8 protein-coding genes and 4 pseudogenes are annotated in these 11,690 nt (G+C 34.8%); 7 read left to right on the forward strand and 5 right to left on the reverse strand.

What is annotated here, in order from left to right; translation table 11 throughout:
* Positions 1–3 precede the first annotated feature (3 nt).
* Genes srlE through IGJ87_RS05590 form a run of 3 tightly spaced genes read left to right on the forward strand, consistent with a single transcriptional unit; the run spans position 4 to position 2,094 of the window.
* Positions 4–999, forward strand: a complete 996-nt coding sequence (gene srlE, locus IGJ87_RS05580; RefSeq protein WP_002326991.1) for a PTS glucitol/sorbitol transporter subunit IIB — start codon at positions 4–6, stop codon at positions 997–999.
* A 17-nt stretch (positions 1,000–1,016) separates the two neighbouring features.
* On the forward strand, positions 1,017–1,415 hold the full coding sequence (locus IGJ87_RS05585) for a PTS glucitol/sorbitol transporter subunit IIA (protein ID WP_002319298.1): 399 nt from the start codon (positions 1,017–1,019) through the stop codon (positions 1,413–1,415).
* Positions 1,399–2,094 (forward strand): fructose-6-phosphate aldolase, encoded by a 696-nt coding sequence (locus tag IGJ87_RS05590; RefSeq protein WP_002299263.1) that lies wholly within the window; start codon positions 1,399–1,401, stop codon positions 2,092–2,094. Before IGJ87_RS05585 ends, IGJ87_RS05590 begins: the two co-directional genes overlap by 17 nt.
* A 565-nt stretch (positions 2,095–2,659) precedes the next feature.
* On the opposite strand, the pseudogene IGJ87_RS05595 reads toward IGJ87_RS05590, so the two are convergent.
* The 3 pseudogenes from IGJ87_RS05595 to IGJ87_RS05605 form a co-directional block, all read right to left on the reverse strand.
* A pseudogene (locus tag IGJ87_RS05595) lies at positions 2,660–2,998 on the reverse strand (rotamase); the annotation flags it as partial.
* A 15-nt stretch (positions 2,999–3,013) separates the two neighbouring features.
* Positions 3,014–3,959, reverse strand: a pseudogene (locus tag IGJ87_RS05600) (IS30 family transposase).
* A 95-nt stretch (positions 3,960–4,054) separates the two neighbouring features.
* A pseudogene (locus IGJ87_RS05605) lies at positions 4,055–4,606 on the reverse strand (rotamase); the annotation flags it as partial.
* A 184-nt stretch (positions 4,607–4,790) separates the two neighbouring features.
* On the opposite strand from IGJ87_RS05605, the gene IGJ87_RS05610 reads away from it, so the two are divergent.
* Positions 4,791–5,630: a CPBP family intramembrane glutamic endopeptidase gene (locus IGJ87_RS05610; protein WP_002296628.1), complete on the forward strand. Its 840-nt coding sequence runs from the start codon at positions 4,791–4,793 to the stop codon at positions 5,628–5,630.
* A 117-nt stretch (positions 5,631–5,747) separates the two neighbouring features.
* Here the strand turns inward: IGJ87_RS05610 and IGJ87_RS05615 are convergent, their stop codons facing one another.
* Positions 5,748–5,948, reverse strand: coding sequence for a hypothetical protein (locus IGJ87_RS05615; RefSeq protein ID WP_002299261.1), 201 nt, complete (start codon positions 5,946–5,948; stop codon positions 5,748–5,750).
* 1,315 nt (positions 5,949–7,263) lie between these two features.
* Between IGJ87_RS05615 and IGJ87_RS05620 the strand changes: the two genes are divergently transcribed.
* The 3 genes and pseudogenes from IGJ87_RS05620 to IGJ87_RS05630 all read left to right on the forward strand — a co-directional run bounded on the left by IGJ87_RS05620 (position 7,264) and on the right by IGJ87_RS05630 (position 10,856).
* Positions 7,264–7,770 carry a cysteine hydrolase family protein gene (locus IGJ87_RS05620; RefSeq protein WP_002298694.1) on the forward strand — a complete coding sequence of 169 codons (507 nt, stop codon included), beginning with the start codon at positions 7,264–7,266 and terminating at the stop codon, positions 7,768–7,770.
* A gap of 167 nt (positions 7,771–7,937) precedes the next feature.
* A pseudogene (locus IGJ87_RS05625) lies at positions 7,938–9,850 on the forward strand (alpha/beta fold hydrolase).
* 4 nt (positions 9,851–9,854) lie between these two features.
* Entirely contained in the window at positions 9,855–10,856 is a 1,002-nt protein-coding gene (locus IGJ87_RS05630) for an alpha/beta hydrolase (RefSeq protein WP_002325734.1), read from the forward strand.
* A gap of 201 nt (positions 10,857–11,057) precedes the next feature.
* Here IGJ87_RS05630 and IGJ87_RS05635 read toward each other — a convergent pair whose 3' ends face one another.
* Entirely contained in the window at positions 11,058–11,264 is a 207-nt protein-coding gene (locus IGJ87_RS05635; protein WP_002298690.1) for a DUF3955 domain-containing protein, read from the reverse strand.
* Positions 11,265–11,690 lie beyond the last annotated feature (426 nt).

Below are 11,690 nucleotides of genomic sequence, written 5' to 3' on the forward strand. Positions count from 1 at the left end.
TAAATGTATAGTGATATCAAGATCGTAAAAGGAAACGGCGGGTATGGAGGTCCTTTGATTATTAGGCCGACAAAAGTTAAACACAAGTTCATCTATGTCACAGGTGGAGGTGAGAGGCCAATGATCGTAGATAAAATAGAAGAACTGACAGGTATGGAGTCTATCAATGGATTCAAAACATCAATACCTGATAGTGAAATCGCGCTTGCAATCGTTGACTGTGGAGGGACTCTTAGATGTGGAATTTATCCTAAAAAAGGGATACCAACCATCAATATCGTTCCCACAGGAAAAAGTGGCCCATTAGCACAATATATCACTGAAGATATTTATGTTTCAGCAGTAGGATTAGAACAAATACAGCCACTAATGGAAACTAGTGATAACAAAGAAACAGTAAATACTACATCTCCAGATAAAAAGTACAAATATGATACTTCTAAAAAGATAACCGAGCAAAAAGCAGAGCAGCAAAACTGGATAGCAAAAATTGGAATGGGCGCGGGAAAAGTAGTTGCTACATTCAATCAATCAGCAAGAGAAGCAGTAGATACGATGATCCGGACAGTGATCCCTTTTATGGCTTTCGTTTCCCTTTTGATTGGTGTGATACAAGGTTCTGGGATCGGTAATGTATTTGCTAACATTATGGCACCTTTAGCAGGAAATGCAGTTGGATTAACAATCATTGGCTTTATTTGTTCACTGCCATTTTTATCTCCTTTGCTTGGTCCAGGGGCAGTTATTAGCCAAGTGATTGGAACATTGATCGGTGTAGAGATTGGAAAAGGAAATATTCCTCCCCAATTAGCATTACCGGCACTATTTGCTATCAATACTCAAAATGCATGTGATTTTATTCCAGTCGGTCTAGGTTTGGAAGAAGCAAAAGCTGAGACAGTAGAAGTAGGTGTACCATCAGTTCTTTATTCAAGATTTCTTAACGGCATCCCACGAGTTATCATTGCTTGGGTAGCAAGTTTTGGATTATATAGCTGAGTTTAGGAGGAACAGAGATGACGATCTTTGAAACGGTTGTAACAGATGTTGGTATAGAAGCAGAAGTATTCAGGAAAGAAAAAATAATGATTTTATTTGGAGATGAAGCACCGGAAACATTAACAGATTATTGTTATAAGATTGAATTGAATCAGGTAAGAAAAGAAATAACTTGTGATATGAAGCTCTGCTTTGATAAACAAATGTATGTAATCACAGCAGTAGGAGATGTTGTCCAAACTAATTTGAATGAATTAGGACATATCACGATAAAATTTGATGGATCTCATGAGCCGGAACTTCCAGGAACAATGTATGTAGAAGATAAGGAAATGCCGTATTTAAGAAAGGGGACAATCATTAAAATCGATCAAGAGGATCAGAATGGGGGAAAGCTATATGGAAATCATGCTTGATACAGCAAATACAAAAAGTATTTATTCTTGTCAACAGTTTTTGAATTTAACAGGCGTAACAACAAATCCTACTATTCTGAAAAAAGAAGGAGCGTCAAACTTCTTCTCGCATATGAAAGAAATCAAAAAAATAATCGGACAGATTCCTATCCATATTCAGACAATAGGAAGAACGGAAGAAGAAATGATAGAGGATGCTCGAGTTATCATAGAAGAACTGGGAAAAGATACGTTTATCAAGGTGCCGGTGAATCAAGCAGGCCTTCAAGCGAGCAAAAAGTTGAAAAAAGAAGGTTATTTGATTACTGGTACAGCTATTTACACAGAATTACAAGGGTATTTAGCTATTAATAATGGAGCAGATTATATTGCACCTTATTATAACAGGATGCAAAATCAAGGCATTGATGCTATGAAAGTGATTGATTCGTTGCGGACTGAGATCGAACGTACGCAAAGTCCAACAAAAATATTAGCAGCTAGTTTCAAAAATTGTGAACAAGTCACTACAGCCATTCGATCTGGAGCTCATGCGATAACGTTAAGTAAAGAGCTACTAGATCAAGTATTAGAGATGCCCTCGATTGATAAAGCAGTGAGGGGCTTCCAAGAAGATTGGGTGCAAACTTTCCAAGCAGAAACGATTGGTGAACTAAAAAAGGTCGCTGATTACTTCTGAATCAATTTCTCCATAAAATAAACGATAGCCTTCTCGAAAACTCGAGAAGGCTATCTGACGATTCAATATTCATTAATTTAAAGTTTGGGTGACTATTACTAACTATTACTTATTTCTCATTTAAACGATGTATTCCCTAACCTCTAATACATCCTTGTAACTCTGAAGTTACGCCAGTTTTGAATAAATTTCATAAAAACAAATGAAAAGTGTCGCATAAAAATATCTTTCGTGTTTCTCTAGTATAACAGAATAAGAAGAACAAGTCCAGAAGGGATATTTTCAGTCTTTTTTTAAATAACTTTTCAGTCGAGTTTGAGTTTATGATAGTTGTTTTTGAAGCGATACGGCAAGTGAAAAAATAGGGGAGCATGAAAGAATCTACTTAATGGCGCATTGATTCATGTAATAGAAATAAAAAACTTTTTTAAATTTATATCCTCATGATTGTAACAAATAAAAAAAGACCCCAATGAAGTTGTGGCAAAAGTGGTTTGCCTCAAAAATAAGAAGGAATTTCCAAAAATCACTTCTCAAATTTCATCCCCAATTGGGTCAAATTTGTTTATTTGAATATATTTTTTACATAAGGATCTTTAATAGTTACATTGTCTTTTTTCATCACTTTACGGATTGTTTTATCCATGAATTCCGTATCAAGAGTTTTTGCTTCGGTAGCAATTTTTTCTAGCTCAGATTTGTATTTGCCTTTATTAGAACCTTTATCCTGTTTTTTTACCATTTTTACTAGATAATAGCTTTGCTGATAAGTCGTTGGATCTGTTACAGGAATGATATCAGAAACTTCCCCGTTTTTTAGTTTAAATGCTGCTTTTTTTACTTCAGTAGGAATCTCTGGATTGGTTGAATCAAAATTCATTTTTCCATCAGTTTCCTTTAATGTTTATTATTTGTCAAATTAAGCGAGACAAAACTTTCCATTTACGTAACTCAAAAAAACTTCTAATGGTGTTTGGTAATTTAGTGATTTTCTAGGGATATGGTTTCTTTTGGACGCAACGGATGAGATGAATCCTTGATTGACTTGGTTGAAGTCCATTTCTTTTGGTAGTCCATCTTTTCGGAGGAGTCCGTTTGAATGTTCATTTAATCCCCGTTGGGAAGGCGTTCCTGGGTCTGCGAAATAAATATCAATATCATTCGTATTACTAATACTTTTCCAATTAGAGAATTCTTTTCCACAATCAAAGGTAATTGATTTGAAAAGATTTTTGGGTACGGATTGAAGCCATTGATTAATCGAATTTTCAATATCAACGGCCTTCTGGTTTCAAGGCGATAATGGCTTTTGAAAGTCGCTCAACGAGTGTGATGACGGCACTTTTATGGTGGATGCCGACAATCGTATCACCCTCTAAATGTCCAAATTCTTCTTCGAAAACGACATAATCTTTTTTACGTTCAGAAATATTTCTTTTGAATGCCTGTTTTCCACGTTTTTCCTTATAACCATTTGGTTTTCGTTTTCCTTGCATCGGTAAATGTAAAACATTGAATTCTCCCGTCTTAAACCGGCGATAGAGGGTACTTACTGAACAAGAGAAGGTTCGCTCTGCACGGCCAATAATGACGTCTGGGGTCCAACCTTCAGTTGATCTTTTTGCAATGTATTCTTTTTCCTCAGCAGGAAAAATGATTTCGGTTCTCCCACAACGTCGCTTATTTTCTTTGTATTGTTCAAAGTATTCAAGTGCTGTTCCACCACATTTGAGAAAGTTATAGACATTGTAAATTGTTTGGCGTCCACGTTTAAGCTGCTTCGCAACGATAGCAACCGGAGTTTCTTGATGAAAATATGCTTCTATCATTACAAGCTCGTTTGGTGTAAGATGGGTATAAGTCATTTATGTTCACTCTCCTTGTATGCTTTAGCGGGTATTACAATTTGAGTGTAACATAAATGGCTTTTTTATTTGTCTCGCTTAATTATACAAACGGCGGTTTTATTTTTTCCATAAGCTTGAACAAGCTTGGAGAAATTTTCCCCTTCATTTGCTGCTTTTTTTGCTTTATCTGCTTCTTCTTTAGTCGAAAATAGAATGATCTGTGTACTAACTTCTGGATAGAATTCTTTCCAAGCAGTGTCTAGATCTTTATCTGTTAATTTTACATTGGCTTTCAAACCGTATTGGAAAGCCAGCATCTGTTTAAAGAGTTTCTTATATGTCTCTTCTGTTTGGCCAACTGCTTTTAATTGTTCCTTGTAGTTTGGACCGAGTTTTTTGATTTGTTCATTATATTCTTTTGTTACTTCCTTTGAAGAAATCTCTTTTCCGTATACATCATCAAATGCTTTGAAGACAATCATTTTTTTTAATAGTGTTTGATTATTTGATTTAACTTTTGGGTTATCATAAAAATCCTGAACTGTAAGTGTTCCACCTTTAAACGTTGCAATCGTTTCATTGGACTTGCTACAACCTGAGAATAGTAAAATTGCACATGCTGAAAGGCACATAATTAGTAGTTGTTTTTTCAAAAAATTTCCCATCCTTTCCTTATTAAAAACAGTCTAACAGAAGAATTAGGGAGACAGTCTTTCATTTTCGTAAGGTTGCTGTAGATATTCTTAGTTCGTAAAAATCTATTCTCTCTATGATGGAGAACATTTACATAGTTTTCACGAGACAAGAAAGAAAAGGGTTGTTAAACTTAATATAAAGGAGGGATGAAAGATGATCAGGATTATTCGGTTGATTGGATCTGTTTTAATAGTCTTAGTTGGTTTTGTTTTAGGAATTCTTGTCAATAATGCACTTGCGGATATGTTTATTGGAAATAGTGAATGGATTGGAGCAATTGCCGGTACAGTCGGACATTTAGCTGTTTTTTTACTAGCTTTATTTCTTGCTAGTAAGGTCGAAGGAAAAAGAATAGAAGATTATGGTGTTTCTGTTCGAGGAAAAGACTGGGGGTATTTAGCGGGAGGTCTCGTTGTTGGAATTGGAGTGTTTCTGCTTATTACTAGTCCATTATATTTGACGGGGGCGTATCGGTTAGATTCAGGAAACGCAAACATTGTGCCGCTGATAACGAGTTTTATTTTATTTATTGCAGTGGGGGCATCAGAAGAGCTTTTATTCCGTGGCTTTTTTCAGCATCAGATGCTTAGATTTGGTCCGTTAATAGCAATGATTGGATCTGCTGCATTATTTGCTCTTTTGCACGGATTGAATCCTAACATGACATTTCTGGCAGTTTTCAATATCTTTTTAGCAGGTTGCTTTTTCAGCGCACTTATCTACAGTACAGGAAGTTTATTTACGGCTATTGGTGCTCATATTACTTGGAATTGGACACAAGGAGCTATTTTGGGTATACCAGTCAGCGGAACGCAAGAACAAGGTTTTTTCTCCACTCTGATCCAATCGCAAAATACAATAATTACTGGGGGAAACTTTGGGGCTGAAGCATCTATATCGACTACATTATTCTTGTTAGTCTTGATTGTTGGTTTGTTACTCTATGCATATAAAACAAAGCGGATGAAGAAATACACTGCTGTTTATCAATAACTATATAGCTATTAATGATTATCCATATTTAAAATGTTATATGGAGATCAACAGAGTATACTTTAGTACCTGCTATAAGCAACAAAAAAGTCCCTTCTAATAAAAGAGACTTTGAAGTTATTTATTTTTTTTGGATTTCCTGTAAATTGAAAAAGCTTCAAGAACACTTAAAAACAATACCGTATAGAAACCAGAACCTATAAAGTCTTTATTTAGTAAATATTCAACAGAAATTCCGATAATACTACCTAACAACAAATTGATCAAAAGGGAAAGATAAGGATGTTTTTCGTAGAATAAATCTATTTTAGCTTTCATAGGTTCTCCTTTTGTATTATTTACTCTATTTTATAATCAGTGGTCACAGCTCTTCTCACTCCGTCATAGCCAGTTCGTTTGTAAAATCCTACCCAGCTATTACAATTTTTGTCTTATAGTCGAGCGACTGCATTTACTGGGATATTGCCATAATTTGTCCAATCAGCTGCTAGAGTAGGCAGTATTTATAGCTCCAGCTGTTATACCAGTACTTAAAGCAATATGAGGATATTGCCATGCTTCCCACGTTGCAACATTAGCACGAGCTTTTGTTTCCATTTTTACTACCATAAGACGACCGTTCTCGTCTTTTCTATAGATACATTCAAGTTATCATCGTTAGAATAACTAGTATTTTTGATGATATTTTGTTCGCTAGCAAAAACAATTCCAGTTGGGAGAATTGTTGATCCAAAAGTTAGTAACAAGGTTGATAATAGCAAACTTTTTAATAATATTTTTTCTTGATGTCCGCCTCTTAAAATAAATTGTAATATACGTATTTACGAATTTAATATAACATGTGACTTGTTTTAAAAGAGAAAAAATCACAAACAGTTGTTTTGAAGTCATAATCGCTAGTGTCATTTGACGTGCTAGTAAACAGAATGTATTGCCTAAAAATTATCCTTTAGACGAAAGAAACAAAAATTAGTTGTATCTATTTTAATTATTATGATACAGGCAGCAGAGCATATGTTTTTGATGTTTTTAATACTTGAGAAATTTCATAGTAAGTAGTAAGGTACCTACTGGTTCAAAAAGATGTGGACATTGATCTATTAGTATAGAAGTAATTGATTGATTTTATTAAAACTCGACATAAAAGCTTTAAAAAGAGACATGGAGAATAAAGAAAAGAATTAGTGATAGAATGATAGTATAATAGTTTTTACTTCATAAGATAACAACTGCTCAGTAGTCAACTGAAAGTGGTTGTTTTTTGTTTTCTCTATCTTTTCAAGATATCTTTTATAAATGGTTTTTCTTTAAACATGCCAACGTTTTGCGCGTCTAGAAGACGAGCAACCAGAACCTGTATATAATTTAATCATGATACATTCCTCCAATAGCTAAATATTTATGAAATAATAACATGAAGAAATAGTCGAAAAGTGCCATTTATAGGTGTAAAATAAGAAAATGTTGTCACATATAAAGGAACGAACGAGATAAGAAATGCTATCAAAGGAACCCCAATAAAAAAATCAGAAAATGGAATATATTTTTTTGATTTCTAACCATAAAATGGAAAATAGTAGTAAACGAAACATCATTAGAAGAAAGAACTAGAAAAAAGAAAGAAGGCATACGTATGTCAAACACAGCCGACGCAATAGTAGTGATCGATTTACAAAAAGGGGTATGTTTTGATTCTTCACCGATACACGAATTAGAAACAGTGACAGCATTAGTGAATAAAAGAATCAAAACATACGAAACGATTGGAAAGCCAGTTATTTTCGTTCAACACGAAGATGATCAATTAGTGCCACAAACAAAACCATGGGAGATATTGTCGGAATTATCTATTCCTGAGCACAGTTATTTTGTGAGAAAAACCCATGCGAATTCATTTTATAAGACTAATTTGAGTGTTTTATTAACTGAATTGGACTGTCATTCGATCGAATTATGTGGGGCACAAGCAGAGTATTGTATAGATACGACTGTGAAGTTTGCTCATGGATTAGGATACCAGCTTATGATGTGTAGAGGAGCAACGACAACTTATGATAATCCTTTTATGAAAGCAAAGGAAACAATCGCTTTTTACGAGAAAATTTGGGATAAACGATTTCTGACATTTTTGGAGCAATAAGTTGTTTCTTCGTTTAAAAAAAGCAGAATGGATACTGGTTTATCCATTCTGCTTTATTACGTAAAATGAGAAAATAATCCTGTTCTATTTTTATGGGATAAACCATTTATTTTTTGTATAAAAAATGTTTGCGTTTACATACAATTCTCCTAGAAACATAAAAAGGAGTGAATAGCTTGAGAACAAAACAAGTATTAAAGGGAGCGTTGGTCATCTTATTTGCTGTAAGTACAAGCGTCCCGCAATGGACAGTATATGGAGAGAGCATTTCTTCCGAATCGGAATCTCGGGAGGTAGAAACCACAGAAACTACTGATGCTGGAAATGAAACGAAATCGAGTACTTCACAAACAGAAACAAATACTGAAACAACGGCTGAGACATCTGTTACTAGCACAGATCAAGAAACGACCGCTACCACAGATAACCAACAAACAGAAGAAGCAACAGCTACAAAAATGTCAAACGACGAATCCTCTTCTGCTAAAGTAAGTGACAAAGAGAATGGGACAGAAAATGATGATATCGGTAAAGGTGAAAATTTCAATGGTAAAGAATATTTGAATTACTTCGGTAAACAGATGACAGAAATACTTAATGGACCAACAGAAGACATCAAGTCAAAATTAATAGAGTTATTAGTCACTGAGCTTGCTGTTAATGATTATGGTGTAGATAAAGAGATTATCAAACATCTGATTGCTACTTATCTATTGTACGATATCGCTTTTGCAAAAAACAGTGTGTTGATGTCGATGCTTGGAGGTACAGATGATGGGACAACGCCTACAGAAAACACAGGCTTCTATCCAAATACAAAACAACTTCATCAAACTGTACTAAACAAACAAGATGGCAAAATGATGAATGTATATGCATATTATGTCGATCAAGGTTCAGATAAAACAGTCATGATCCATGGCGGATTTCGAGGGAATTGGAATAACGGGATCATTACAGAAGAATACAATGATTTTTATAAGGCCGGGTATAATTTATTATTTGTTGATTCCAGAGCGACTGGTAATAGCGGAGGCGATTATGTGACCTATGGACAATATGAGTCAGATGACGTCCTTTACTGGATAAATCAAGAAGTTCGAGAGCGGCCATCTCAAAAGATTTTACTTTATGGTGGTTCGATGGGAGCAGCTACGATGATGTCTGTATTAGCGAAAGATATTCCTGTCAATGTCAAAGGAATTATTGAAAATTGCGGATTTGCATCAATTGATGAACAACTACGTTTTACGTACAACCGGACAGTAGTCCCCGCACTACCGGATGCCATAAAAAATCAGTTAGACATCATTGGGGATCAAGAGCATGAATATTTATTTATGGGCCTTTTGAAACAATACTATTTTGATCAGGAGATGCATTTGGATACAAAAGCTGCTCTACCTACGATTGGAATGTCAGATTCATTGCCTAAATTGATTATCCATGGAACAGCAGATGATGTAGTACCTGTGTCTAACGCGCAAAAATTATATGAGTTATCAGGAGGGTATAAAGATCTTTTATTAGTAGAAGGAGCAGGGCATGGAAAGGCACAGGAAGTTGACCATGCTGCCTACACGAAACATGTAACGGACTTTTTGAAAGTAGTGTTTCATGATCAGATAAACGTAAAGTATGTGGATGAAAACAATAAAAGTCTACTCAAAGACCAGGACGAAATCCAGCTTTACGGAGCTTATGGAGAGAATTATATGACAGAGCAAAAGACATTCGAAGGATACGAATTAGCAAATGTTGAAGGACCGACTGAAGGGGTTTTTAATGAGACGATACCAACTATTATTTACCATTACAAAAAAATCCCAGTAGCTCCACCAAAAAAGCAAGATCCGACAGAGAATGCAGACAATAAGGGAAAGAATGAACCTCGAGAGGATCAATCAAGTGATGATACGCAACCGATTCAGATGACAGTGAAAGTACAAAAAAAGACAGATGCAAAAAAAGAATGTTGCCGAAAACTGGAGAAAAGAAACATTCGCTTCTCATTTATTCAGGTGGATTTTTATCTGTTAGCACGATTATCACATGGATTTGGCGAAGAAAGAGAGGGTAAATGAATGAAATGGTTCAAGCGAATAGTGATTGCAGTACCAGTTATCATCGTAGTTATTTTAGTCACTGTATTTTTGATTAATCAAATCACACCAAAGCCGATTAGCTTGCTTGTTAGAAAACAATTTGACACAAGTGAAAAAGAACAAGTATATGCCCGACCAGATGATTTCCAGCAAAAAATCGAACAAATCGATATAAAAAAAGAAATATCCTATCTTTCAAAATACAAAAATAATAATATGGATATCTACACACCGAAAGTGGAAAAGAAAAAGTCACCGATTCTTTTCTGGATGCATGGAGGCGCATATGTAGGAGGGGATAAAAATGATTGTCGTGATTATTTGGAATATCTATGTTCAGACACGCAGCAAATCATCGTAAATATAGATTATGAACGATCACCGGAAGCAAAACATCCTACACCAGTTATCCAATTGAACGAAGCCATTCAAGCAGCTAAAAAAGAGATAAAAGATCAAGCAGATTGGTCGAATATTTCGATTGGTGGAGATTCGGCAGGTGCACAAATTAGTGGAGAATATTTGTTAGCACTTCAAAATGAAGAAATTAAAAAAGCTGATCATCTTGATCCGACTTTGGAGAACAAGCAGATTACGAAGTTTATTTCTTTGTCTGGTCTGTTGGATCCTTCTGCATTTACTCAAGTAAGTGATAAAATCTCTAGCTTTCTTTATGAAAAATGTGGATGGGCTTACTTTGATAATAAGGACTTTGAACAATCAGAGAAGGTCAAAAGTTTAGCCTTGGTCAGACATGCGGATCGTTGGACGCAAAACACATTCTTAACGGATGGAAATACAAATACGTTTACGAAACAAATGGAAGAAGTAACTTCTGTATTTGAGAAAGCGGGGGTGAAAGTCACAAAAGTAGATTATGCGGAGAAAAATGCTGTTTTGAACCATGAATATCAGTTTGATTTCAGCAATAAACAAGCGCAAGAAACATATAAAAAGTTAGTAATGTTTTTCAAGGAGTAAAGTCTTATGATGCAAAAGAGGTTGTAATCTGTCACTTAGCTCCAAGTCACAAGGAGCAATTTCAATAAACAAGCTTTTCATGGTTTATGAATATTGTAACTTGTGACTGAGGAGTTAGAGATGGCAAGGGGCACCTTTTATTCGAAATTTGGGAATATCACACGATTATTGTCACGATCTCTTTTACGTAAATTTTATAAGTCAGATTTTTTGTTTTGATCGTTTAAAAAAAGCAACAAATCCGAAGCCTGCGGAGGCAAGAAGGGACAAAAAGCCGAGTGGTAAGCAAAAGAATGCTGGTTCCACTAATATTCCGTTGTTATTGATATAAGGCTGGGAACAAAGATGAATAGCAAATAAAATCAATGCACTAGCGAAAAAAAGCAAAGAAATATGGATAGCTTTCATAAGCAGCACCTCCTTTTTTATAATTGTATGATAAATAGATTAAGAATCTATAAATGTGACAAGTTTGTTAGGATGTGAATAAAATGATCATCCAGCGAACTTGAAACAAAGATGGCTAATGATAAGCAATTAATGATTCAGCAATCAGATAGTTACAAAGTTTACCATCATACGTATAGACCAATAATAGAAAATATGGGAATATAATAGAAAAGATTTAGGATACCCCCAAAAGAATTTCCCCAAAAATTCGATGTATCCTAAACTTTTTTATTTTACATAACAATCATATCAACTGTGAAATAAAATTACAAATGATAACCTAAAATGAGGCCAAAAGCCAGTGTTATCAAGGAAATACTTAATTTACCAAAATTTTTTTTAATTTTTTAGAAAATAAGAACCTGAATAATTCATACTTTGACT

The organism is Enterococcus sp. DIV1411a (assembly GCF_050531945.1).
GTDB lineage: Bacteria > Bacillota > Bacilli > Lactobacillales > Enterococcaceae > Enterococcus_B > Enterococcus_B faecium.